This window comes from Anabaena sp. PCC 7938, from assembly GCF_049315035.1.
Classification (GTDB): domain Bacteria; phylum Cyanobacteriota; class Cyanobacteriia; order Cyanobacteriales; family Nostocaceae; genus Anabaena; species Anabaena cylindrica.
This window is the reverse complement of the sequence record NZ_CP186034.1, coordinates 5,346,525-5,373,001: the sequence shown is the minus strand read 5'-3', so window position 1 is coordinate 5,373,001 and position 26,477 is coordinate 5,346,525. Positions and strand designations below refer to the sequence as shown.

Below are 26,477 nucleotides of genomic sequence, written 5' to 3'. Positions count from 1 at the left end.
TCTTTTCCAGAGGAGCAAAGCGATTTCAACCCTTGTAATTGCTCATGTGATTGCTCAAGCCTCCTTTCAGCTCAAGGTTCGCACAGTGTAGCATTAGCCATTTTTTCCCACAGGGATACACTGACTTCACAATAGCATTGTGCAATTAATTCTGTCTAATTTACGTAACTTCAGGAACACAAAACATTCCGAATACTTTATGAAAAAGTTAACTTCTTTTTTAGCTACCATCCTTAGTTTTGTTATTTGTCTAGGCGGAGTTAGTCCTGCTTTAGCTCAATCACTTCCTCAACCCGCATCTCGTGGGATAACCACTTTTTACATTACTCCAGAACAACAGGCACAAGGAGTGCAGATATATCAGCAGTTAAAATATGATGTAGCTATACCCAATCCTGACCTCAGTGCTGCTCTGCCTGAAAATTTACAAGATTTTCCCGCAGTTTATAAAAAAGTCCTCGAAGAAGGTCGCCGGAAAAACGGAACTAATGGTTCTTTTACTGAAGGTTGGTTTGATTTCCAAGCCGCAACTCCTGTCGTTCCTGGAACTAACACACTGTTCACCGTTAATGCTCCTCGTGACGGCAGAATCTACAGTGTGGTAGCTGGATCACCTGCGGCTGAATGCCCTCTGAAAATTAACAACACTGAAGTTGATTTCTTTGATAATGTCAAAGATGCAGAAACAAGGGCTGGTGAATTAGATGCTAAAGGATTCTTGGTCTACGTTTCTCCTAGCGATGATTTGACCATCAAGGCATTTTCAAAACTTTTCTATGACCAAGCTGGTAAGAAAAAAACTAACTCAGCTTGTTTCTTAGTTTCAGGTGCTACTGAAAAAACTACAACCGATTTCCGACAAATCTTCGCTTTACTTCCACCTGCATTACAACAGCCAGCACGTCAAGCACCGTTTGAATACTTCCCCAGAGTTGGAAATTTCATCTATCTGGTTAATGCTAGAAAGACTCTCACGGCTCAAGCAGGTAACTCTGCCATAGATAGACAATTTGCGGATACGGCAAGAGATATCTACTCAGTCGATACTAATAATTCAGTCAATGTCAATGGAAATTTAACAAGTTGGCAGATTTGGGCAAAAAACACCTTACCTGTACAACTAGTTATGTACAGACGTAATGGAACATCTTGGTCTGTAGTTGGTAAAAGTGATTTAAAAACCCCTGCTGTGGGAGCAAATTCATTTAACCTTCCAACTCCCATTCAAGTCAAAGCAGGAGATTTTGTTGGCTTGTACTATCCGAAACAAGGTTCTGTTGCTTACACTCTGAATGGTCCAGATAATCTCGGAACAGGCAACTTCAGCGGAACAATACTTCAAACAAGAGATGGATCTGGAGTTGATTCTGCTACTAACTTTGCTTTTTCCAGCGATCGCGTTTACTCAGTATCTGTTAAAGGTCCTGCTCAGTAATTGTTATCATCTAGCAGATTTTTACTAAAAAGGGGTTCAAGCCCCTTTTTCTAACCATCTTGGCGACTGATATGGCTGAAAAACTGCATATTTTAAGAGTTAGGATGCGATCGCTTTTTTATAGGATATTAACGGTATGAGTTTAACCATGAAATTTCAACCTGTTTCTCATAGCTGGGTGGCTCTACATCCAAAACCTCAAGGAGTAATTCAATTTATTGGTGGGGCTTTCTTTGGCACATTTTGGCCAATGCTTTTCTATCGCTCTCTGCTTCAGCGTTTATTTAACGATGGTTATACGATTGTTATTTTACCATTCAACTTTACTTTTGATCATTACGCCGAGTCTGGCTTTTTAATCAGAGAACAGTATGAAATAATGCCAGAGCTTATCAGAAGGGCAATATTTGCGGGCTATGAATATCAACCCTATCTCAGTGACAAAAACTTTTCTTGGATAGGTCATAGTATTGGTTGTAAATATATTGCTCTCTTGGAAGCATTGAGTGCCTTACCTCTCATTGGCAAACCTAGCGATCCTAACTACTCTCATAATATTGAAAAACTACGGAACTTTATTGAGTCTATAGTTATATCAACAGCAAAAAAAACAGATTCTCAAGTAAAAATTGATAAGAAGATTAAGAGTATCTTGACAGATCTATTGATTCTGATTAATGAGCTAGAAATAAAGCGTCAAAAAACTAAACGATTAATCAAATATTACATCAAACGAGAAGTTAATTTCCAAGATTTGCAAGACGATATTGAAATTAGTAGCATCTTTATTAAGAATCAAGCATCTTTACTATTAGCTCCCGTCAATACAGGTCTTGATAGTGCTATTCCGAAACCTTTGGCAAGTATCTTTATTGGCTTAGGTTTCAATGTCAAGCCAAACCCAGAGGAAACCTATGCCTTAATAAAGTACGGTAATCTATTTAATCTCATGGGGTTAAATTCATTCAAAAATGATAAACTTGCGTTATCAACTGCTCAGTGGTTTGAGCATGATTTTAAAAAACCACCTCGAAGTTTTAAAGAAGATTTAAAAGGTGGACATTTAAGACCATTGGGTATTCAATTTGGCAATTTTGCTATCAATTTTCCAGACCTAAAAGATAATATGCCCATGATTGAGTCTATACAAAAACGATATACAGAGTTTGAATCTCCTGTAAGTCAATTATTCCAACGTTTAGAAGATAAGTAGACGGCTGAAAGCGACTAGGAAGGTGCGATCGCTTTTTTATGGGTAGAGATGCGATCGCGCTAAAGCCTGAAAAGTTTCTGTTCTGTATTCAGGACTCGGATCTCAATTCTGTGTAAAGTTGCGCCCAATAAATACCGTAGAAAGGTTTCATGTCAATGTATACCTGAATTTAACTAAATTAGCTTATTCTATAGCGGTTCTCAGTTAAGTGAAATACAAGAACCCCACCCCCAACCCCCTTATCGCTTGCGATGAGGGGGCTATGGTATACCTCATGTGATTAGATTTGTAGGTTGGGTTGGGGGACGTTCACGTAGTGTGCCGGAGGCATAACCCAACAAATGCTTCGGGTTGCGCTGTCGTTTAAGCCAACCTACAAAAAATGGACAAAGTATTGTTATTAATACTGAATTTAACTGAAATACTGATTTTAAAGACAAAGTATAATACTAATTATGTGAACTTGATCTCCAGAAAAGTAAGTCATTAACTAATATTCAATTAGTTGATAATTAATTTTCATACTGTTTGAGAGAGGGTAGCTTTTATTAGATTCATCAATTTTTAAATATTTTATCAAGATAAAAGTTATGTTTAATTATCCAGTAGATACTAGATCATTTTTTGGTGATCCCACTGAAAATATAAGTGCATTTTTTTGGCATTTATGGCGACAGAATCAAGATTATCTATATCGTTGTTGTCTCAGGTGGATGAACGGCAACCCTAGTGATGCTGAGGAAGCTTTAAGCCGGGCAATGTTCAGAGCCTGGGAAAAGGTACAAAAATATGCAGGGGAAATTACTAATTATAAGGCTTGGTTGACGCGACTAACTCATAATCTATGTGTAGATATTCATCGAGAGCGAAATCGCGCCGCGAATAGAGTTGAGAATATAGAAATTTACGCTGCACTAGAAGAAAAAAATCAGGTTTTTCATTTCAATATATCAGAAAGTGCTTTGGAGACAGAAGAGAAAATGGTTGTAATTCGTGAAGCTATTTATAATTTACCAATCAGATTACGGGAGACTTTTATTCTGCATTTTTATCAGGAATTATCCTATCAAGAGATTGCCCTACAACAAAATATATCCTATCAAAATGTCTGCAAGCGCATTTCGCAAGCAAGGGCGATTTTACGAGACGAATTGAAGGAATATTTTATCGAAGAAAGTTTGAACTAAACAGAAGAGATTATCGGTGTGTTGAAGCGCAGATTATGAAAGGCAATCTGCACCGATTTATTTGGAATCGACTTATAATTTATCATTTACCTGATTCCTAATCACATCACCAAAATAACGCCGATATAATTGGCAACGCGGCTCTACTTCATTACCTGCAAGCTTCACTAACCCCATACTCTGTAACTGATAAGCTGATATTGTTTCTAATCTCGCTGGCTCAGTGGAAGAAAGCACCGTTTGAAATGCTGCCATTAATTTTGTTTCCTGTTGCAAGCTCAACCAATATTCTCTTAAATGATGACGATAGATACCTGCATCTGTAATGGCTTCTGCTAACAATTGCTCAAGCGTAACATTGGGATAACTTTTGATATGAGAAAACGCCTGTTCCAACAGATAAGGATGACCACCTACCAATTGCATTAAAGGGTCTATTAAACATTCGTCTCCAGCTAATCCATATTGTCGAGCAAATTCCTGTACCTGCTCTCTAGTTAATTCTGGCAATTCAATGGGCAATCCCACATTAAAAGGAGATTGATTAATATTCAGGCGGATATAAACATCAGTGGAATGTGCGATCGCTAATCGCAACTTTTTCCAATTGACACGGCTTCTGGCTTTCTCATACCAAGAGCGCAACAACCCAAAAAAGTCTTCGTAAACTTCAGGATATGGGAAAAGTGCATCCACATCATCTAAGTAGAGAACGAGAGGATTGTCATTAGCAGCCAAGAGGTACTCTTCTAAATAAGTTGTGCAACTTACCTTCGCACCCATACCTTCTTCATCCCAACATTCATCTAACTGATTAGGTAGCTTGAGTTCTCTGCTAAGATTGAGGCAGAACCAGCGTAAAAATTTATTCAGATTGGTGAGATGAGTTTTTCGATCTGCCATCTTTAAACTTAAACTAACTGTACGATAGCCCTGCCTTGCCACTTTAGCCAATACCCGTTCCATGAGGGAGGTTTTACCCATGAGCTTAGGTGCTTTGAGCCGAATCAGGGAACCTGGTTGTAACAGAGTTTCATGGCAAAGAAATTCAATTGAAAATCGCTCCACATAAATTTCGGAAGACGGAGTATCTTGTTTAAATTGATAGGTCGGAGATGGTAATTCTTTTAGTTTATTAGTGTGATGTTTACCGTTAGTAGCTATTAATTCTGGTGGGGATGAAAGAGCTTCAGATGTAAATTGTTTATCCCAACATTGCTTTTCCCAATGTCGTTTTAAGGCTTCTTTAAAATTACTTTTTCTGACTTTCTCTCCTAAAGCATCTGTGAGCAGTTTCCAAAGTTTGGGAGCGATATCTTGACTAATATAACTTGTTGCATACTGGTTTTTAGCTGCAATTTGATCATATTCGTCCCGTTCCCAAGATCCTTTAATTACAATTATTTCAACGTCAGTTAAGTTTCTATAAAAATTTTTTAAAACAGCTTGATTAGCGATTTTTATGGCATCATCTAAATTAAAGTTCATAACATTTATACATACTTATTTGATTAACTTATACCTTGCTCAGACTTGCAGGGAGATTTCTTTAAATAAGGGTAGATTTGTATTACTCATTTGCAAAGTTTGATTATTCATTACCGCGCCCTTGCTCTTAGAGAATATCATGTATGATGCAAAATATGGCTAATATTTTAGTTGAAAAATTAAACAAACTCAATTTTGTCAATACTGCTTAAGATAGAAATAAATCTTATTAATAAGATTTTTGTGAATAGCTTGAATTTTTGGACAGTGCAAATTTCCACCCTACTACTCATGGAAGGAAAGGGATGAGTAACGCTTCAACAGACTGCTAATATAGCCTTTCCCACTCTAGTTAGATACAAAATTACCCCTCCCCTTGGTAAGGGCAGGGTGCGCGACAGCGCGGGTGGGGTGTATTTCATGAGCTTGGGAATTGCTATATATTTACAAACTAAGTTAAATCTATCTAATCTATTTCAAAAGCAGCCTGTTTAAATCACAAAGCTCTATCATATATTTTGTAAAATCCAACTATTATCAAAAACAACTTCATAAATCCGGTTATGGATTTTTAAACAACTCTCTTCTTTAACTAATAACCCTGATAATATCAATTCTCGCTCAATTGGACTATCCGCTGCTTTCACATTGCCATTTTCTAAAACTTGTCGATAGAATTCTAGCATTGAAGTAGCTGGTTGTTCACCTTTGAGGATGCGATCGCGAATTGTCCTTAAATGCTCTGGTTCGTCTTGAGTTTCCCAGTCGTCTATAATACTGGTACGGATTAAATTCTCAATCCAGGCTTTTTCAGTTTTTTCAGATATGGAAGATGAGGAATTGCGAACCATCTGACAAATCTTTTGAGTTAAAAAAGGCTGGCCGTTAGTCCAGAACAATACTTCTCTAAGTACTGCTTGCGGGTTGCTAACCTTGTCTGAGAACCCATGTAATAGAGGTTGAGCTTCATGTAATTGGAAGCCTTGCAGTTGAATAGCCTGACCAATATTAAAAGGCGTTCGGCGATAATCTGTAATTAAATCGCTAGGAGTAGCAACTCCCAATAAAACAAAGCACAATCGCTTATACTCTGGATTAATACCTCGCTGATTATAGCAAGAGCGAACTAAAGCAAAGAAGTCATTAACTGAAAAATCTAAACTTAAAATACAATCAATTTCATCTAAAAAGATAACTATTTTCGGTGCAGGAGTACCATCTGATAATCTAACTTCACTTAACAAAACTTCTTCAAAAAATCTACTCAATCTCTGCACAGGAGAAAGTTCAATATTTTCTTGCCACCAAGCTTTTAAATTTACCTTTCCGAACAGGTCAAAACCCTGCCATAACTCTACAGCTAATCCTTTGTACCATTGATCTGGGGTAATGTTTTCACTACCAATTCGAGTCATATCAATGGCAGCACAGCAAAAACCTTCTTGTTGTAAATAGTGCATCATCCGCACCATCAAACTTGATTTACCCATTTGTCGGGTATTGAGAATATAACAAAATTCTCCATTTCTTAATGCTTTATAGAGATAACGATCAGCAGAACGCACTACATAAGTAGGAGCATCAATTGGCAAACTACCGCCAACTTGATAATTATAACTTGAAGCTTCTTCGTCACTTTTTAATAGGGCATTTTCAAATTCTAATTTAGCTTGAGTAGCTTTCAGAATATCTAGAGTTTGTGATAGTTCTTGAGTACGTTCTTCTACTTTTTGCTCTAAGGTTGTGTAGAGGCGAGAATTTTCAATTGAGATAGCAGCTTGACTAGAAAGAATATTTAAAACTTCAACTCGCTCTGGTGTAAATGCTCCCGTTGTGAGATTATTTTCTAAATATAAAATACCGCTCAATTTCCTTTGATTGAGTAAGGGAGTGCAGAGAATTGATTTCGGTAGAGTAGCGATAATATAAGAATCACGGGTAAATTGTCCCTCATTAGCGGCATCATTGAGAACTACATTTTCCTGGGTGCGAGCAACATAGTTGATGATAGCCGTTGAGAGAAGCGGAGTCTGGGAAGAAGCATCTAGTGATTTTACTGGGATGGATTCTAGTATGGTAACGTCATCAGAATCTATTGATCCCACAGCTTCAATCACCCAGTGATCATCAGAATATAGAAGCAGAAAGCCTTTTTGAGCGCCAGCATTCTCAATCACAATTTTCATTAACTTTGCCAGCAACTTACCCAGAACAATTTCCCCTGCTAGGACTTGAGAGGCTTTAATAACAGTTTTTAAATCGAGAAATGTTCCATCATTACCACTAGTAGAAATAGTGGGACTTAGGTTTTTAGCCTTCTCTTTGTTTATAGTTCCTATAAAATATTGTGGATATTCATCTTCTAATTGTTTGACTTTGGCTTTAGCTCCCCAATGTGTATAACAATGGTGTGCATTTTTCAGATATAACTGCCCAATTTCTTCTCTACCTAGTTGCAGATAAAATTCTGCTGCTCGTTCATAAGCTAAAGCTTCTTCATGGATAAATTCATATTTCTTAGCGCCTTAATCTAGGAAGATTAAATTTTTCTAGTAACTTGAGAGCCAGTTTACCAAACTTGTCTCCATTATTAATATCCCCTTGAATGGATAAAAACATTCCATAAACTGTATAGGTGCAAGCGGCTTCAGGAGGATGTCCATATTTCAGGTAGAGATTTACCTGAGTTAATATTACTTCTACTGATAATGGAAAGTTAGTTGTGCTTGCAGTAACAATAATCTGTTGTAGTATGACTGTAGCTGCAATTTGCAACTGGTCGCTCATTACAGGTAAGTTAGTTAAATCCTCAATATTCTCAATTCCTTTGTCGTGCAAAAATAACTTTATCAATTCTTGTTGTTGGGAAATTTTATCTTCTATCTTGCTTGGTTCTGGCAAGATATTTATCCCAAATTCCCCTAATGTTTGCAGAGCAGTATCTATTGCTTTATCAGGTTTAAATGTTGTGTTATAGTATAGTATTTTTAACTGATTGACCTTAGATTTATCTAAAATTGATTTTGCTTGTTTGATCACCTGTTCAGCAAGTTCTTCAAATTGGGCAAATTTAATGTTTAAGCAAAGTAGTTCTAATATTTCCACATAAAATTCAAAAGTCAAGTTATACTGCTCATCCCAGCTATTAGATGCCAAGAGTTTTAATCCCGATTCTACATATTTAAGAGCCGGTGCATAAGCGGTAGATACCTTAGATTTTTTACCTGCTTGAAGATTTAATTTAGCTAACTCATCTTTTTCTAATTGTTTAGTAATTAATTCTGCTCCTTCATTAAGTTGATTGACAATATTAAAAATATTTTCGTCTAATTCATTTGCTTGAGCATTTTTCCACAACAGATGGCCTATTTGCAAATGAACAGACTTTTTCTCGGCTTCTAAAATGAGACTATAAGCCGCTTGTTGAACTCGGTCATGTAAAAATTTATAGGGAATTGATGCAGTAGACTGGGGGAGGAGAGCTAAGGAACTTTCTGAAGTATTACTTGATATTTCTTCCTGATTCCATAACAGAGGTAGTTTATAGTTATTATTTAAGGGAATGATTAAGCCTTCTTGAAGTGCTGGTTGTAGTTCTTGAGCGGTGACAATCGGGGATTTTTTATTAACAATTGACAAAATTTCTAAGTTAAATTCATTTCCTATACAAGCAGCTAATTTTAAAATATTTTGTGTATTTTCATCTAGTTTTTCAATCTTTCTGACCATTAAATCAACTACATTATCAGTTATTCCTACTCGTTGTATTTGCTCAATATCCCAATGCCAAAAACCTCTATTATTTTCTCTTTGATTAAGGGAAAATTGAGTGATAGTAAATACTAATAATTTTTCTTGGTATAATATTTGTAATAATTGAGTAATAAAGAAAGAATTACCAGCAGTTTTCTTAGTTACTAACTCTGCTAAAGATTGTACCTCTTCTCTGGAACAATTTAGGGTATCAGCCATTAATTGTTTAACATCACTAATTCCCAAAGGTTGAAGAATGATTTGATTAACTGTCACTTCAACTTTTCTAATTTGCTCTAATGTTTGTATTAAAGGATGGGTAGGACTGACTTCATTATCTCGATATGCCCCGATAATCAATAAATATGGGCTATCAGCATTGGTAATTAATTTCTCAATTAAATTCAAAGATGGTAAATCTGCCCATTGTAAGTCATCAAGAAAGATAGCTAAAGGATGTTCTTTTTGACTGAAAATATGAATAAATCTGGCAAAGAATAAGTTAAACCGATTTTGTGATTCAGTTGCTCCTATTTGCTCAACAGGTGACTGTTTACCGATAATTTTTTCCAAGTCTGGAATTACATCAATAATTATTTGACCATTATTTCCTAAAGCTTTTAATATTTTCTCTTTCCAAATTTGTAGAGTTATTTCCGGTTCACTCAATAGTTGACGGATTAACCCTTGGAAAGCTTGGGTTATCGCTGCGTAAGGAATATCTCTCTGTAACTGGTCAAATTTGCCATTGATAAAGTATCCCCTTTGCTGTGTAATGGGTTTATGGATTTCATTGACTAAGGCAGATTTACCAATGCCTGAATAACCAGAAACGAGAATTATTTCAGTATTACCTTGGCTAACTCGCTCAAAAGTAGCTAATAGTTGCGTAATTTCTTGCTCTCGACCATAGAGTTTTTGAGGAATATGAAACTTATCAGCAATATCTTGACTACCTAAAGAAAATTGAGCAATTTTTCCTGTAGTCTTTAATTGCTGAAGACAGGTTTCTAAATCTGCTTTAATTCCCCAAGCACTTTGATATCTTTCCTCTGGGGTTTTGGCTAACAATTTGATGATGAGATTAGTTAATGTTAAAGGAATTGAAGCAATTAGTTCATCTGGTCTTTTTGGGTGTTGTGCGATATGACAATGGACTAATTCTATTGGGTCATTCGTTTCAAAGGGGAGTTGATGTGTTAACAGTTCATATAAAGTAACCCCTAGAGAATAAAAATCACTACGGTAATCTATACCTCGGTTCATTCTACCGCTTTGTTCTGGAGAAATATAAGCTAATGTTCCTTCTAATTGATTAATGTTGCTAACCGTTTGATTTTCTTGAGATAACCGGGTAGAAATACCGAAGTCAATAATTTTTAGTTGTCCAGTTTTTTCGTTATAAACAATATTAGCTGGGTTAATGTCTTTATGGATAATATTAGCAGTATGAATAGCTGATAAACTCTCAGTAATTTGAATAGCAATAGTGAGAAATTGTTCTAAGCTAAACTGAACTTGAGACTTGAACAGGTTTAAAGATTGACCACCAAAGTCCTCTAAGAGCATAATTAAACTATTCTTGTATCGCTTTAATCCATAAGCTTTGATAATTCCATTTGAATTTAAGGAACGAGTAATTGTATATTCTTGTTTATATCTAGTTAATTCTGAAGGAGTGGGATAGTTTTCCTTAAGAATTTTCAGAATAATTGCTTGGTTATCTGGCTTGAGAACACCTCGATAAACAAACGAATTAGTGCTTTCATATATTTTTTCTGTAATTTGGTAATTTATAATATCGTCCATATTTAAAACTTACTTATTTTTATATTTTTAAACTAAATCAATTTAAAGCATAATATTCAGATTGTTATTGCAAGAAATAAAGTGATATTAGTCCTGCAATAACATCTTAATATTGACTTTTATTTGTTCCCAATTATTCTAACTAGAAGTTAGGGGTAGATAGGGATATGGCGGCGTAACATAGTTTACATATATTGAATATGTCCCATCTTCTGTTTTGGAATAAAATGGAAAGTCTTCTCCTTCATCGTCAGCTTCAGCCCATTTTTGAATGTGTTCGGGAGGTAGGTTGATTTCGGAAGGGATGGGAGGATAAGGAACAACTACTTGAAAAGCAGTAGAAGAACCTCCTGGATTCATACTCAATTCTTTGATTTTGCCTTCATAGCCATGCCATTCTACTTCCATTCCGTACCTATTAACTATTTCACCAGTACTTAAAATGGGTTGAGAAATTTGGTGATAGGATACGTTTTCACCCTCTCCAATCTGACGATATGCTTGTCCTGCCATCAAAAGACTTAAAGCAATTCCCTGCCACGCATTACTATTGGGCAAAATCATGAATCTTGGGTTTTGACAAGCTTCAGATGAACTCCGTAGTGGATAATAGATATCAAGATTATTGGGGTCTAGCTCTGATGAAGAATTGCTTTGATTAACAAAGAAAATCTCTCTGGCTATGAGTGCATCCAACATTTTAACATCAATTTTATCCCATTCACCCTTTACAAAATTATCCCAATCGGTTTGTGTTTTTTTTGCCTCTAAATAAAAGTGCCATGTTGTAGAAATTAGCTGGGATATTTTACGACTTTGAAGTAAATTTCTGATTGAGTCGTAAAAATTATTGGCTTCACTAATGATTTGATTTCGTGAAACACTGTTTGAGAATAACTCATCTACAAAACCGTCTGATAAAACTACTCCAGGTGACGGTAAATAAGAGCCTATAGAATCACCAGAAATATTTCGATCTTCGTAATAAGGTTGTAGCTTTTCTTTACTTGCTTGATCAAGCAAATATTTCTCAAACTCTTCCTTAGTTTTAGCTACTATTGTTGTGTCTATATATTTTGCGGGTGTTTTTTCTTTAGGGGGAGTAACTAAGAGAATTTGATAATATGTGTCAGGATCATGCGACTGTCCTGGACGCATGGTATCCATTCCGTATCCTACTAAAGGCATAGAAGGATGAGAGGCTAATTCTTGTTCATTCATGATAATAGTGCATCCTTTTTAATGTTCAAGCCAAACTGTAAAAACGGCTGGGATTATCCCAAACAATCTTTTGTATTGTTTCTGGAGATAACTGTGTCTCAAGCTCTATAACTGTGTTCACAATGTTCGGTTTATGATCCATGTGAGGGTAATCAGAGCCGAAGATTAAGTTATCAGAACCGATATATTCAATAATTTGAGGTAAATAAGGTTCAGATGGTTCAATACCTACAAAGCACTGACGACGGAAGTACTCTGATGGCTTCATTTTGACATGATCTTTGACCTCCCAATGTAAATTATCATACTCTTCGTCCATGCGCCAGAGCCAATAAGGAAGCCAACCACAACCAGATTCTAGAAAGCCTACCCTTAGCTGAGGGTGACGTTCTAATACTCCTCCTTCAATTAAGGCCAACAAGGCCATCATCTGTTCCATGGGGTGGGAACAAGCGTGGAGGGCAAAACGAGTATTAAACCGATCTGTGCCTGTGGTTGGTAAGCGGCTATGGGTTCCTTCATGTATTGCTACTGCAATGTCTAACTCTTCGCAGGCTGTCCAAAATGGCTCATAAGTGCGATCGCTCAAAATTCGACCTTTGACCGGATTAGGACGTAAAACTACAGCCTTCCAGCCAAAATCGGTTATGCGATATAACTCTGATACCATTTGCTCTGGATCATGAAGATTTATAGCTCCTACCCCTTTTAATCTATCTGGAGCATAGCTGCAAAATTCTTCATATAACCACGTATTGTAAGCATGGGTAAATGCTCCCACAACTTCAGCGGGCATAGTATCAATGCCAAAGAGCCACAGTCCATAAGTTGGATAAATGAATGCTATATCAACCCCCATTTGCACCATCGCTTGGAGGTGAGATTCTGCATCGTAGCGATGAAAATAAGCATGGGGATGAGCCTCTATCATCTGCTGATTACCCATTTCTCGCATTTGCGGGGATATCTTTTCCACAATATCTTCCCCTAGAATTTTCATATCTGCTGAGGGTGCAAAACGCTTAAATTCCGGGGCTAGATACTTAGACCATATCTGCGAAGGCTCAATCACATGGGAATCAGCATCAATAATTTTATATCCGTACAGCATAAAACCTGGGAAATTACAGATAGCTATCAGTATAAATTATTCTGGTTGAAATTTGGAGCAAACATTATTTATCTTGCTAACTTTCCAACCTCTCTACGGAATAACACGTAAATATGATCGTCAAAATTTAATATAGATAAAAGTAAGTGGACAAAATTAATTACATAGGAGCTAAATCTACAATCTTTGAGTGATAAAGAATTTGCAAAAAAATCAGTATGTAATTAATTCTGTCCTAGTACTAGTACAGCAATCCTAAATGAAATATGAACAAACTTCAGGACTAATACCCACCAGTTAGCTCAGAAGTCAAATCCGGACTTGATACAGTATCTTTGGTTTCTCACCTCAAGAGTTGAGTTAAAATCAGGACTTTTGTACTTCAGTTAAATTCAGTTCAATTCAGGTATGGCAAATCCCAAAAGCTTGCAATTTCTAGCTTTCTGGTTTTTTCTGATCTACTAAAAACGGGTTAAAAGTGTCATTCTGATAGCGCAGCGTGGTGTTAGCTATACAAAGTGTATCCCTTACGGGAGCCATAGGTTCTAGAATCTCCGAGATACTTCTCTACGAGACGCTCCGCGTTCACAAAGTGTCCCGAAGGGATACGCTGCACTACGTTACGTATGGCTACGCTCCCGTTAGGGATACAGTATAACATAAGTCCAGTTTTTAACCGTTTGCAGTATATCAAACTCCAGCTACAGCAGATTGCAGATTAAGAGACATCTCCGAAAAAGAATGTAGAGACGTTCCATGGAACGTCTCTACAATGGTTCTAGGGTACGCATATTTAAATTCGGTCGAGGTCTAATGAGATACAGAATCAAAATTGAAACCTAGACACCAAGCAAGTTGTACCCCTGCCTCCTGACTCCGAACTCCTGACTACATCCACATCGGATAGGGGTTCAATTGGTCTTCTGTCAAAGACTCTTTCAACCAACCCATTTTAATTGGAATTTCATATAACCGTCCTGTACCTAAGCGTTTCCACATATGTCGCATTCCTGGCACAATTACCTTAGCTACTCTCAGCCCAATATCGGCACGAGTCTGATCTAGAACTAGCATTTCCAGACCATTTCTTTCAACGATTTGTTGACAAAGCCTAATATCTTCGAGAAGATCATCACTGGCTACTTGGGGATAATCTGCAAACATTTTCGGGATACTCTGATCATCTGGAAGCAGATAAGGTTGATTTGCTACAGTCGCAGATTTCCACCATTCTATTGCCAGAGGATCAGCAGATGGAGGATATTGGGTAGTGCCATCCGCTTGAGCAGATAAAACGTTAGGTAGTATTTGGTTAACTTCAGTTAAAGCTCGACTAATGGCAATCTGAGGGTCAAAATGGGTTCCATACCCTAAAATAATATCTTCTATTTCTTGATCTGTGCGGCGACTAATAGCAGCAAAAGCGGGAATATTAAGGTCACTAGTAATATCTAAAACCCACAATTCTCTGTTAATGGCTTGATAATATGTCTTCAGTTCTTGGAAATAAGGCTGATTGAAACTATCTAAATCTACTTGAGGTTTTTGTAGATAATTATACCACCACAACGCTACACAATCACGCTCAACTAATTCCATAAATCCTTGGAGAATAGCCTCTTCGAGTGTATTACCTGCCGCACATCCATTAGAGTCTGCCCAACAGTCAGGTTTATGAGATTGAGAATAGCCATAATAGCAATAAGCTGTTGGCAGATATTTAAACTCTTGATGGGTTAAAGACCAAACTGGTGTCCAGTCGATTTCTTTTTCTATATCAAAGGGTTCAGGGACTTTTTGAAACCAACCTTTACTTTTGGTATTCAATTGTTCCCGATTTTGATATTGCTGTTGGCTGAAATTCATACAGGTATTAGGATGAATAGCTTTTTCTCCCATTTGTTGGTAACTGCCTTTGTGTCTGATCTCATCTCCCTGAAATACCCCAGAATACCTTTCAATAGCTTCGCAGAAACCGCTCACCCTGGCTTGAATATCAGTTCTACCTTTTCCTGCACTTCTACCGCCAATATTTTGCCGTAAGCTGTCTACATCATCAAAGACGCTAAGAAAATGATGCTTTGCTATGTATGTATGGTTTAACCCATGACCTGGTATCTTTTGCAGTTCTCGAACAACCCCTGTAATAGGACTAATATGATGTTGATATTTTCTGAAAGTTTCTTGTGGTGAACAATAACGATGTCCTCCATCTTGAGTAAAGTTTTTCTGCCGGTGTCCTAAAACAATGGGTAGGGGTTGGTTGTTTTGTTCATTGGCTATTTCTCCACAATCAGAACATTGAGGACGCTTAACGAAGATATGCTTTTGGGTTTGGAGAGTTAGGGTATCATAGGTTAATAAAGTCCCTTCTAATTGTTGATTTCCACCTTGGATAATCCATTTAAAAACTTCTGTTGCTGCCATTCCTAAGGCTGTTTGCATTGTAGAAGCTAGGAATCCTAGCGGAGGAGATAGGGAAATCTGTTTATGTTTTTGGATAAAGTTGGCAACTGGTCTATTATCCCTTAATCTTTGGGCTAGACATTCCCAACACCCAGTAGTGTGGTGATTAAATATTGGCCCTATCCAGAGGGTTGTTCCTAAAGGATTGACTAGCATCCAAGGTGATTGAGAATTTAAGGCTTGTTGATTAAATGCTTTTAGCTGAGGGTGTAAGTAGTCGTCAGTCAATACGACTGTGAAATCTCCAGCATCAGCTACTTGAATATGCAGAGATTTCAGAATGTTTATGAAGTCTTCGCTAGGAAAAGAACCAAAGGTTTTAACTGCCACTTTTGCTGATTGTAGTCTTTGTGCAGCAACTATGGGAGTAATATTGAGATGATGACAGAAGATAGCTAAGTGAGAGGGAAGTGAGTCATCTTGTTCCACTAAATAGCCTTTTTGTTCCATTTGGAATAGGGCATATTGGGTTTTGATACTGAGATTGAGAATACTTTGAAAAAAGTCACTAGTTTCTTGAGTATTTTTTTGTTCTGGTAGTAGTTCTAGTTGGATGATATCAAGGATTTCATCAACGCTATAATCGCGTTCTTGTAGTAATGAAGCTATGCGATAAGAAAGGCGATCGCTCAAACAGACTGTCTCTCTTTCAGATAAGAGAAATAGCTGGTCTGGTTCTATAGTTTCAACAGCATAACAAGGCTTAAGATGGGGTTTATTAATCATCTTCTGGATTTGTATTAATTTAGTTAAGTTATTTAATCAAGTTGAATTTATCAGACTGATGAACAGAGGGTTTTAATGTCCTTTACCTGCACCTAAATACAATTCTCCTACTTTGGGATCATGTAACAATTCCAATCCTGGCCCAGTGATAGCATCCCGTCCCGATTCTAATACACAACCACGATCTGCCATTTCTAAAGCTTTACGAGCATTTTGTTCTACTAGGACGATGGCTGTACCTGATTGGTTAATTTGTTTAATCTGCTCAAATACTTGTGTTACTAAGATGGGGGATAAAGCCGCAGAAGGTTCATCTAACAGCAGTAAACTGGGTTCTAACATTAAAGCTTTCCCCATTGCTAACATCTGCCTTTCCCCTCCTGAGAGAGTCCCAGCCCGTTGACGACGGCGATCGCTTAATCTTGGGAACATCGCAAATATTTTATCCTTCAGCGGTTTCAGGGGAATATTCCGTACAAACGCCCCCATTTCTAGATTTTCTTCAATCGTCAAGGAAGGAAAAACGTTAGCTATTTGGGGAACGTAGCACATCCCCCTTTCAACGATTTGATTTGATTTCAAACCTGTAATATTTTCCCCTTTAAAGGTAATTGTGCCTGTGTGGGGTGTCAAAAGTCCAAAAATTGTTTTTGCTAAAGTGGATTTACCTGCACCGTTGGGACCAATTACTGTAACTAATTCTCCTGCTTCAACACGGAAATTTATACCTTGTAGGATATCTACATCTTTAATATATCCAGCATGGACATTTTCAACTTCTAATAAATAATTAATTGTCATAGGTAATTCGTAATTCGTAATTCGTAATTCGTAATTCGTAATTGGCAATAGGGAACGGGGAACAGGTAAATTTTTTCCTATCACCTATTACCTATCACCTATTACCTATTACCTAATCTACTATTTTTTGCAATTCTGGTCTTTCTTCTGCCAAAATTGCTCCTTCTACTGGGCAAACTTGTAAACAGATGCCACAGTCGATGCAGGTTGCAAAGTCAATCCAGTACCAATCGGTGCCTTTGACATTTTTACCTGGGCCGTCATGAATGCAAGCTACAGGACAAGCTGCTACACAGTCAGCAACGCCTTCACAAACGTCAGTCACTATTGTATGTGGCATTTTCTCGATTCCCTCTCTTTAATCAATCAGCAGTTTCTAGGGTAACAATTTGTCAATCTGTGTAAGGATTCAGGATACATAATGTTTGATATAGCAGGAAACAGAAGAGAAAAATATTCTTCATCCTTCCTTCCTTCTTTCTCCTGACTCCTGACTCCTGACTCCTTACAAATCTGTTAACTTACTGCTTCAATTTTGGGTGATCCATCGGCTTGAATCCAAGCAATTTGTGCGATCGCTCTTTCTTTGGCATATTCACGAATAGCCTCTGCATCCCTGCCCCCCAAATCCATTTCTACTCGCACTAAGTCACTAGATTCTCGTAATTTTTGGGCATAGGCAAAGGCAGCAGCATCAGCACTTTTGCTTTCTGGAACTACTAACCAGTTACTAGCTGGGGTACTTTGTGGTAATTGCTGAGTAGATGATAGAACTTGGTATAAAACATCAATATTTAGTTCAAACCCAATTCCAGGTATATTATCGCCTTGGGGATGATATAGCCCTAACAACTGATCATAACGACCACCACGCCCTAAAACTTGAGCTTGCCCATCGGTATCACTGACTACTTCAAACACAATTCCTGTGTAATAGTCAATAGTTTGAATTAGGCTCAAGTCGAGAATTAAGGGGAATTTACCCTCTGATTCTAGTAATTCTACCAAGGATTTGAGGTTATTTACTGCCTCTTGTTGGTCTGCATCTAGATGTAAACTACTGACTTTTTGCAAGACATCTGCACTATTACCGCGCAAATCGAGCATGATTTTAGCGCGTTCATGCAGTTCGTCTCCAAGGGTGCAAAGTATCGAGAGTTACACGGTCAAGATGAGCGATCGCACTCCGCACTTTGTTTCTCAGATGAGTCGGAAAAGCATCAAGCAGCGATTTGGTAATTCCCGCTTCACCTAAGATTAAATGCCATCCCCGCAAATCCAAAGCTTCTAAACAATTGCCTATCAACAGCAGCACTTCTGCATTTGCCAGCAACCCACCTGATCCTAGCAACTCTACCCCAGCTTGATAATACTCTTGCTGGCGATTATGTCGCTTTTCCCAGTTACGCCGAAATACATTAGCATTGTAATACAGCCGTTGGGGATAGGTAGCATCTGCCATGCGAGTGACAACTGTCCGCGCAATCGAAGCTGTGAGTTCTGGACGTAAACCCAATTCTTCATCTTGTCCATTTTGCAATTGAATCACCATTTGGCGCTGAATTGCTTCACCAGCCATCAGGGTATCCATTCGTTCCAAAGTTGAGGTGATAATCCTGTGATATCCCCAACGGTGAAAAACCTGTTGTAACCTATCTTCAATCCAGCGTTTTTGAGCCACATCTAAGGGCAATAAATCCCTAGCTCCCGCTGCTGGTTGATACACCATTATTTTTTCTTCCCACCAAACAAACCACCAAACAAACCGCCATTTCCAGAATTATCTGGTTGATTATCTCCTGTATTTGGAGATGAATCCACTTGAACAGTACCAGATTTTATCCCCATAGCCTGCTCTACCTTAGGTTTCCACTCCAAAGCAATTTTGTCTTGGGGATTTAATCTCAATGCGTTTTCAAAGTGAATTTTTGCCATTTTTAGCTGATTTTGCTGTAAATAGATGATTGCCATCAAGCTATGACAACGACTATTTCTTGGCTCTAACTTCAAGGCATCCTGTAATTCTACTTTGGCTTGGGTAAATTGATTTTTTTCAATTAGAATTTGAGCGCGACGGAGGTATTGTGCTACCGGTGAGTCGTCTTTTGGTGGTGGTGGTGGTGGTGATGCTGGTGTGTTGGTATTACTTGTGGTATTAGTTGGCAGAGATTGAGGGGTTTTCATTAACCGCCCTGCGCGCCGCATTAGATAAACTAAGTTCAATTCACTAATTTGGCTAATAAATTGGGATACTTGTTGCAACTCATCAAATTGAGTTTCAGCCAGTTTAGCAACTTCACTTTTGTACAATAAATCTATATTCGGTGCGATCGCTAATTGTTTAGCTATATCTGTACTGAGTTCTATTGATGTTGACTCTTGTGCTAAACGCTTGCCTATTTGCGACAAAATTAAACTATATTCGGCGCGATTGCGTTCTACAGAAAGTTTTTCGTAAGCCGGATTAACCAGCTTAGATAATAATTGATTTGCTATATCTTTATCAGCACTTTTGGTAACAACAGAACTATCCGGGTGCAAGCGACGGGCAATTTTAAGATAACGTTTGCGAACTTCTTTAGCATCTGCATCAACCGGAACACACAAAATTGCGTGATGATCTATGAAATCATATTTAAATAGTCCACCATCTATTTTTAACGACATAATATTTAAGCGTTGCACCCAAGCAGCAATTTTCTATAGTTTACCCTGCTTGTAATATTTAATGGTCAGTTGTCAGCAGTTTTTCTATCTCACCTATCAGGGAGAGGAGTGACTTGCATGAGTTCCTGACTGAGACTGTTGTGAATGTAACCATTGGTAGCAAGAATTCTCCCCGACTCGATTTTAAAAGTGGTTCCATCATAAGCTGTGACTTTGCCACCAGCTTCTTGTAATAAAATTACTCCAGCGGCAACATCCCAAGGTGCAATACCTCTTTCCCAGTAAGCATCAACACGACCACAAGCAACATAAGCCAAATCTAAAGCAGCCGAACCGCCGCGCCTCACTCCCTGGGTAAGATGGGTGAGATGACAAAATTCTGCATAGTTGTTATCAGCAGTTTCCCGGCGATCATAAGCGAACCCTGTTGTTAACAAACTTTTATTCAATTCAGCAGTTTGAGAAACTTTGATAGGACGACGGTTGCGTGTTGCACCCAAACCCGCAGCAGCCCGAAATAGTTCATCACGAAAAGGGTCATAAATGACACCAATTTGCGGTACACCATTAATAAATAAGCCAATGGAAACTGCAAAACAGGGATATTGATGGGCGTAGTTGGTTGTACCATCTAAAGGATCAATCGCCCAAAGATATTCATTATCTTGATTTCCCAGTTTTCCTGATTCTTCCGCAAGGATGGAATGTTGAGGAAAGTGACGACGCAAAATTTCTAAAATGACTTTTTCTGAAGCTTTATCAGCTGCGGTGACTAAATCACCAGGTCGTCCTTTTTCTGTAATTGCGTCTTCTACTTTACCTAAAAAATCTTGCAAAATTACACCAGCGGCTAAAGCTGCTTCGGTAGCAATATCTAGAAAAATTTGTAAGTTGGTCATTGGTGATTGGTCATTGGTCATTGGTCATTGGTCATTGGTCATTGGTCATTGGTCATTGGAAAGAGGTTATGGATAATTCTCCACCTGTTCCCTGTTCCCTGTTCCCTGTTACCCGTTTCAACGATATAAACGGCGAAATTCACCGGGAGTTAAACGCATGGGTTTTTCTGGGTTCCAAATGCCTTGTCCCATCAGTCTAGCCCATTGTTGGGCGCGTTCTAGGCGTTGGTCGTATTTGTGATTGGGCGATCGCGCTACAAATAGAGCATACCCTTGTTTGAGTACTTGTTCATTTAACAAAACCTGATCTTTCCACGCATAAACCAAAGTTCTGTCAAATTTATCTTTGGCTTCTAAGTCAAACTCTAACTTGATAGATTTTTCTGCATCACCAAGCAAGCTGTTTAAAAGTTCTTTAGCATCATCCCCCCAAGGACGCTGGCCTAAATCTGGTGCGTCTAAACCAATTAAGCGCACTTGGGAGATTAAATTGGGTTGTTCGGCCATACCTAGCACTTCTAAGGTTTGTCCACTAACAACCCGCGCTACTTTTACCTCTGAGGGAATGTTGGTTGGCTGATTTTTAGCTTGACAACCTACTAAAAGTAGCAAACAGAGGATAAAACCTATTTTTCGACTCAAGACCCTCAGCAGCCTCTCTAAAGCCCCTATTTCCACATTTAAATATCTGCACCCTGTTTTCTGCCTTGTACTAGTCTTCATCTAAAGGTAAACCTGCTTTAACTTTACCTTTACCAAAAAAGCGCCCAAACTGGAGTTCATAGACTTCATCTTCGTCTTGTGTTTCTACTTCCAAGTCGGAACGGGCATAACTCACACACAGCAAAGCGTAACCCTTACGGCGTAAATCGGGAGATAGTCCAATGGCTTCTGGTTGGTAAATGTCTCCTGAGATAACTCTGACAGCGCAAGTTGTGCAAGCACCATTGCGGCAAGAAAATGGTAGTTCTACTCCTTGGTGTTCGGCTGTGTGCAGAATATAGCGGTCTTCTGGAACTTGCAAGCTGTATGATGTGCCGGTAGCGCGATCGTGAACTCTAATTGTATGCGTCTGAACCATTTTGTTTTGCCGAAAAATGTGGACTCTGAGATTTATTTTAAGAAAGTCTTCTATTAATATTGCATTTTTTGCATTTTTGTTTTAAGATGATGATTCGTGACCCCTGGAGAGGTGGCCGAGTGGTTGAAGGCGCAGACCTGGAAAGTCTGTTATGCAGTAATGTATACGAGGGTTCGAATCCCTCCCTCTCCGTTCAGAATATTACAACATCCCTAATCCAGATGCATTAAGTTTTACAGTTGGGATTGGGTTTTGTTGACTATGGTTATTGAAACTGAAGCAGTGCAGTTTTTGCTAGAGCGATCGCTAATCCTGATGTCTTAAGCTCTACAATCATGATTTGGACGCTGTAGAGTAATAACAATGCGCCGGGACTCGATATTTTACAAGTTATTTAAGCAATTTCCGGGTTTGCTGTTTGAATTGGTGGACGAACCACCCCCAGAAGCAAAGCAATACCAGTTTGAATCAGTGGAGGTGAAGGAAACAGCATTTCGGATTGATGGTGTATTTCTACCTCCTCGTGATGCAGTTTCTAAAACTGTATTTTTTGCTGAGGTGCAGTTTCAAAAAGATGATGATTTGTATCATCGCTTCTTTTCTGAGTTGTTTTTGTTTCTGTATCGGCATTCTATCCGTTATGATGATTGGTCTGGGGTGATAATTTTTGGTTCTCGGAGTTTGGAACCCTCTAACTCAATGATTCACCGTGCTTTGTTGGAAAGTGGCCAAGTGCGACGGGTATATCTGGATGAGTTCGGGAAGGTACAACAGCAACCGCTGGGATTGGGTTTGATGTTGCTGACTACGGTTCCTGAAACGGAAGCAGTGGAAGCCGCGCAGTTTTTGCTTGAGCAAGCACAGCAACAATCGGAACAAGCGATAATAGAATTGGTGACAACGATAATTGTCTACAAGTTTTCTAACCTAAGTCGAGAGGAGATTGAAGCGATGTTGGGACTGAATTTGGAAGAACCGAGGGCTTTGCGAGACGCGAGAGAAGAAGGAGAAAGAAAGATTATTCTTCGACAATTAAATCGCCGATTGGGTAATATTCCCGATTTGCTTCTGTCCAAAATTCAGGCTTTATCGCTGGAAAGGTTGGAAGCGTTAGGTGATGCTTTGTTGGATTTCTCTACTTTGGTTGATTTGGAAGGGTGGTTACAAGGTGAAGTAAGGGGGTAAGTCTCACACTTCAGATGCAGAGGAGGAGAGAAAAGGCTATGCTTCTCCTTTAATTGATATTTTTGCATTAGTCTAGTCCACCTCTGCAACTAGCAAGTTCCTTTTCTATTTCCTCTTCATTTAATAAAGGCTTTCCAAACGCAACTATTCTAGACTGAATCTTTCGCAAACGTTCTGCCAGAGGAGGTTTATTTGCAGAGTTTTTGAAATAAAGAAATTCCAGAAACTCTAAAACTTCCTCCTGTTTATCTTGTGGTAGGGAACGCCACTTTGTTAATAACTCTTTTTCTCGAATCATTAGTATTTACCTAGTTACTACTCAGGCTTCTATTCTATAGGATGTGACGGGGTTGAAAGTCTTCTTGTGTGGTTGGGTTTTGTTCCACCCTTTTGGGGAAGCAGACTACAACCCAACCAATGTAGAAGTTGAATTTTAGGCAGAACTTAACTGTATTGGTTTATAAAGTACTTTGTTTTATACTATTTACACTGTTTATAAATTTTAGTATGATAGCTATTTTAACTAAATCACAGTATGGACGCTAAACTATTACTCTCTGAAATGATTAATTTTAAAAAGTCTATTGATTCTTTTTATGAATCTTATTACCAATATTTATACCCTAAGAAATTAATTAATAAAAATCCTTTGGTAAATCAATTTGAGTTATTGATAAAAATTGAATCTAAACAAATGTCAGCAAAGTATTTAATTTTAAAACCTTACATTATTTATTTTGCCAATAAGCTTTTTGGAGAAAATACTATTTTTTTAACGACAATAGAAAGGTATTTTGGTTCTTCTCATGACATAAAATCTTTAAATTTACTATATCATCAAATTTGTAGTAAATTAGAAAAAATTATATCTGTTTTAGAATCAGAATATCCAAATAATGATTTAATTTCAAATTTGAATTATGAAATTCAAGCAAATACTGTTGATGACTTAATAAACTCTTATCTCAATTACTTACATCTTGAGATTCAAAACGCATCGAGTAAATTATATCTTGATGGCTACTATCATCAATCAATTGAAGCTGCTATTAAAGCTATTAATCAATATATTAGAGATAAAACAGGTTTAACATTAGATGGGGCTACTTTGATTGATAAAACTTTTGGAGTCACTAATCCAATTCTTTCATTTAGTGACTTATCTACTGAAACCCTAAAAAATGAACAAATTGGATTTATGGATATGTTAAAAGGATTTATTAAAGGAGTTCGGAATCCTTTAGCACATAATCCTGCAAAATCTGAAGATCCTCAAAAAGCTTTTGAATATTTAGTTATGGCTTCTTTATTTTGTAAACGTATAGATGATGCTAAGAAATTCACTCCCTAGCTGAATATTAGAAGAAGGGTAAACTTTTTATGATTTATATTTGTTCAGTTTGGTTGTTTGTTGACTTTTCCCAATCATCTAATAATAAAATCAAACAAATAATGCGCCATTTCTAACTTAGAACAAGCCGCAATTTCTACCTCTCTCCCTGACATATCTAACAACACCGCTTGATTATTATCACTCCCAAAACCACTATCAACTTTATCAATAGGATTCGCTACAATTGCATCTAATTTCTTTCTTTGCAATTTTTCCCGCGCAGGTGTAATAATATCCCCTGTTTGTGCTGCAAAACCAATTAATAATTGATGGGGTTGTTTGCGATTTCCGATTTCAGCAACAATATCCGGTACTGGTGCTAGTGGTAGATTTTCGGGGAGCGATCGCTTGGGCAATTTTTCGGTACTATATTCTTTAGGCTTTACGTCTGCAACTGCGGCAGACATAACAATGATATCTGCATTGGCTAAACGTTCTAACATCACCTGCTGCATTTGATCTGCACTAACTACCTCAATAGCTTCCACTCCCAAAGGTACATCCCAACTTGCTGGGCAATGGACTAATATTACTTTTGCGCCTCTGTGCAGTGCTGCTTGTGCCAATGCTAAACCCATTTTACCCGTTGAGGGATTGCCAATAAATCGCACAGGATCTAAATATTCTCGCGTTCCCCCAGTGCTGATTAAAACCTGCTTTCCGGCTAAATCTCTGGTTCCTTGGGTGTGTAGTAAAGATTGAATATAAACAAATATTTCTGCGGGTTCTGCCATTCTACCAGCACCGATGCGATCGCACGCCAACAAACCAGATCCCGTTCCAATACCATAAAATCTAACATCTGTCAATAACTGTAGCCAATTCCTTTGCACTGCCACCTGTTCCCACATATCCGTATTCATCGCTGGTGCTAACAAAACGGGACAAGTAGAAGCCAAAACAGTATTTGTTAGCAAATTATCCGCCATACCATAAGCTAACTTCGCCAAAGTATTAGCAGTTAAAGGCGCAATCACAATTAAATCAGCCCACTCGCCCAACTCGATATGTAGTGGACGAGAATAAATTGGTTGCCAGAAATCATCATTAGTATAAGCGCGATGACGAGATAAAGTAGCTAAAGTCAAAGGCGTGATAAATTCTTGAGCAGATTTAGTAAGAATGACTCGCACTTCTACCCCAGATTTAAACAGAGTAGAAACCAATTCACAAACTTTATAGGCGGCTATACCGCCGCCTACAGCAATCAGAACCCGTCTGGATTTGGGATTTAAAAAAAATGGCATTATCTCTTTATTTTAATTAGTATTTCAGCAGGAACTTGATTTTCAGGGATTGGAAAGCCATGATAAGTTGGATAACCTTGTTCATCAAAACTATTATCTGAATGAAACACATAAAATTGATGTTTTTCCTTATGAAATCCATAACGTTTTTCACTATTTTCATTACTATTCCCTATAGAACTGTTTAAAACTTTTTGAGCTTCTTCATTTCTTAAATCCATAGGAGTAGCATTTTCCCAATAACCTAAAAGATCATGTTTAGAATGAAGTTTATAACGAGGACATATTCTTATAGCGTGTTTAATTTTAGTTAAGTTTTTGATAATTATATTTTCACAAGGATTTGTACATTTCTGAAATTCAACTTCAATATTTTCGTTACTAAAATCAGAATTATTTTGCAAACTAATTAATACCCCTTTAAGCACAGCAGCACCAGCTAATGAAGTTGATGAAACACATTTTTTTTGATGAAAACACTTACAATCATCTATTAAACCTTGTACATCTATAAAAGGACCTTTACTTAAAAGTATTAGTAAAATCCTAGCAATTTTTTGTTGATCAGAATTTTTTGAATTTTTCTGTTTAAAAATCCATTGACTTACAGTTAATTCAGGGGTTATATTTTGAGAAGCGAAACTACTATGAGTTTGAATTGGATCATCATTTTGGAGAACACTTATTTCTGCAATTATTTTAAAAATGGTTTTCATTAATTCATCAGCTTCATAATCATTGGCAGCTTGTCCAACAAAAGAAAGTTCATTAATTAAAAAGTGCATTGATAGTAGA

Annotated in this window: 18 protein-coding genes, 1 tRNA gene and 2 pseudogenes; 6 read left to right on the top strand and 15 right to left on the bottom strand. The window is 37.7% G+C overall.

Going from position 1 to position 26,477, the window contains the following annotated elements:
* The first annotated feature begins 199 nt into the window (after positions 1-199).
* The 3 genes from ACOWPH_RS24070 (at position 200) to ACOWPH_RS24060 (ending at position 3,835) form a co-directional block, all read left to right on the top strand.
* The gene (locus ACOWPH_RS24070; RefSeq protein WP_242043213.1) at positions 200-1,435 is read left to right on the top strand and encodes a hypothetical protein; all 1,236 of its coding nucleotides are present in this window, start codon (positions 200-202) and stop codon (positions 1,433-1,435) included.
* A gap of 136 nt (positions 1,436-1,571) precedes the next feature.
* Positions 1,572-2,648, top strand: coding sequence for a DUF1350 family protein (locus ACOWPH_RS24065; RefSeq protein ID WP_015212637.1), 1,077 nt, complete (start codon positions 1,572-1,574; stop codon positions 2,646-2,648).
* A 590-nt stretch (positions 2,649-3,238) separates the two neighbouring features.
* Entirely contained in the window at positions 3,239-3,835 is a 597-nt protein-coding gene (locus tag ACOWPH_RS24060) for an RNA polymerase sigma factor (protein WP_015212636.1), read from the top strand.
* 72 nt (positions 3,836-3,907) lie between these two features.
* On the opposite strand, the gene ACOWPH_RS24055 is transcribed toward ACOWPH_RS24060, so the two are convergent.
* From ACOWPH_RS24055 to ACOWPH_RS24000, 12 genes and pseudogenes are all read right to left on the bottom strand, one after another.
* Positions 3,908-5,323 carry an AAA-like domain-containing protein gene (locus ACOWPH_RS24055; RefSeq protein ID WP_015212635.1) on the bottom strand — a complete coding sequence of 472 codons (1,416 nt, stop codon included), beginning with the start codon at positions 5,321-5,323 and terminating at the stop codon, positions 3,908-3,910.
* Between the two features lie 509 nt (positions 5,324-5,832).
* Positions 5,833-10,885, bottom strand: a pseudogene (locus tag ACOWPH_RS24050) (AAA family ATPase).
* A gap of 138 nt (positions 10,886-11,023) precedes the next feature.
* Positions 11,024-12,106, bottom strand: a complete 1,083-nt coding sequence (locus ACOWPH_RS24045; protein WP_015212633.1) for a hypothetical protein — start codon at positions 12,104-12,106, stop codon at positions 11,024-11,026.
* A 25-nt stretch (positions 12,107-12,131) separates the two neighbouring features.
* On the bottom strand, positions 12,132-13,217 hold the full coding sequence (locus ACOWPH_RS24040; RefSeq protein ID WP_015212632.1) for an amidohydrolase family protein: 1,086 nt from the start codon (positions 13,215-13,217) through the stop codon (positions 12,132-12,134).
* Between the two features lie 888 nt (positions 13,218-14,105).
* Positions 14,106-16,409, bottom strand: coding sequence for a TOMM precursor leader peptide-binding protein (locus ACOWPH_RS24035; protein ID WP_015212631.1), 2,304 nt, complete (start codon positions 16,407-16,409; stop codon positions 14,106-14,108).
* Positions 16,410-16,481: 72 nt separating this feature from the next.
* Positions 16,482-17,210, bottom strand: coding sequence for an ABC transporter ATP-binding protein (locus ACOWPH_RS24030; protein ID WP_042465587.1), 729 nt, complete (start codon positions 17,208-17,210; stop codon positions 16,482-16,484).
* 112 nt (positions 17,211-17,322) lie between these two features.
* Positions 17,323-17,550, bottom strand: coding sequence for an indolepyruvate ferredoxin oxidoreductase subunit alpha (locus ACOWPH_RS24025; RefSeq protein WP_015212629.1), 228 nt, complete (start codon positions 17,548-17,550; stop codon positions 17,323-17,325).
* 176 nt (positions 17,551-17,726) lie between these two features.
* Positions 17,727-18,939: pseudogene (locus tag ACOWPH_RS24020) on the bottom strand (ATP phosphoribosyltransferase regulatory subunit).
* Entirely contained in the window at positions 18,939-19,877 is a 939-nt protein-coding gene (locus ACOWPH_RS24015; RefSeq protein WP_015212627.1) for a J domain-containing protein, read from the bottom strand. Before ACOWPH_RS24015 ends, ACOWPH_RS24020 begins: the two are co-directional and overlap by 1 nt.
* Before the next feature lie 89 nt (positions 19,878-19,966).
* Positions 19,967-20,776, bottom strand: coding sequence for an inositol monophosphatase family protein (locus ACOWPH_RS24010; protein ID WP_042465585.1), 810 nt, complete (start codon positions 20,774-20,776; stop codon positions 19,967-19,969).
* Positions 20,777-20,893: 117 nt separating this feature from the next.
* Entirely contained in the window at positions 20,894-21,499 is a 606-nt protein-coding gene (locus tag ACOWPH_RS24005) for a thermonuclease family protein (RefSeq protein ID WP_015212625.1), read from the bottom strand.
* Positions 21,489-21,857: a 2Fe-2S iron-sulfur cluster-binding protein gene (locus ACOWPH_RS24000; RefSeq protein ID WP_015212624.1), complete on the bottom strand. Its 369-nt coding sequence runs from the start codon at positions 21,855-21,857 to the stop codon at positions 21,489-21,491. The genes ACOWPH_RS24005 and ACOWPH_RS24000 overlap by 11 nt, the downstream gene beginning before the upstream one ends.
* Before the next feature lie 105 nt (positions 21,858-21,962).
* On the opposite strand from ACOWPH_RS24000, the gene ACOWPH_RS23995 reads away from it, so the two are divergent.
* Positions 21,963-22,049, top strand: a tRNA-Ser gene (locus ACOWPH_RS23995).
* Between the two features lie 171 nt (positions 22,050-22,220).
* Positions 22,221-23,042, top strand: coding sequence for a DUF2887 domain-containing protein (locus ACOWPH_RS23990; RefSeq protein WP_015212623.1), 822 nt, complete (start codon positions 22,221-22,223; stop codon positions 23,040-23,042).
* A 67-nt stretch (positions 23,043-23,109) separates the two neighbouring features.
* Here ACOWPH_RS23990 and ACOWPH_RS23985 read toward each other — a convergent pair whose 3' ends face one another.
* Complete coding sequence (locus tag ACOWPH_RS23985; RefSeq protein WP_015212622.1) at positions 23,110-23,340, bottom strand: hypothetical protein; 231 nt, start codon at positions 23,338-23,340, stop codon at positions 23,110-23,112.
* 237 nt (positions 23,341-23,577) lie between these two features.
* On the opposite strand from ACOWPH_RS23985, the gene ACOWPH_RS23980 reads away from it, so the two are divergent.
* On the top strand, positions 23,578-24,393 hold the full coding sequence (locus tag ACOWPH_RS23980; protein WP_015212621.1) for a TIGR02391 family protein: 816 nt from the start codon (positions 23,578-23,580) through the stop codon (positions 24,391-24,393).
* Positions 24,394-24,467: 74 nt separating this feature from the next.
* On the opposite strand, the gene coaBC is transcribed toward ACOWPH_RS23980, so the two are convergent.
* Positions 24,468-25,682, bottom strand: coding sequence for a bifunctional phosphopantothenoylcysteine decarboxylase/phosphopantothenate--cysteine ligase CoaBC (gene coaBC, locus ACOWPH_RS23975; RefSeq protein WP_015212620.1), 1,215 nt, complete (start codon positions 25,680-25,682; stop codon positions 24,468-24,470).
* A complete protein-coding gene (locus ACOWPH_RS23970; protein WP_015212619.1) occupies positions 25,682-26,467 on the bottom strand; it encodes a hypothetical protein in 786 nt (261 codons plus the stop codon). The genes coaBC and ACOWPH_RS23970 overlap by 1 nt, the downstream gene beginning before the upstream one ends.
* Between the last annotated feature and the right edge of the window lie 10 nt (positions 26,468-26,477).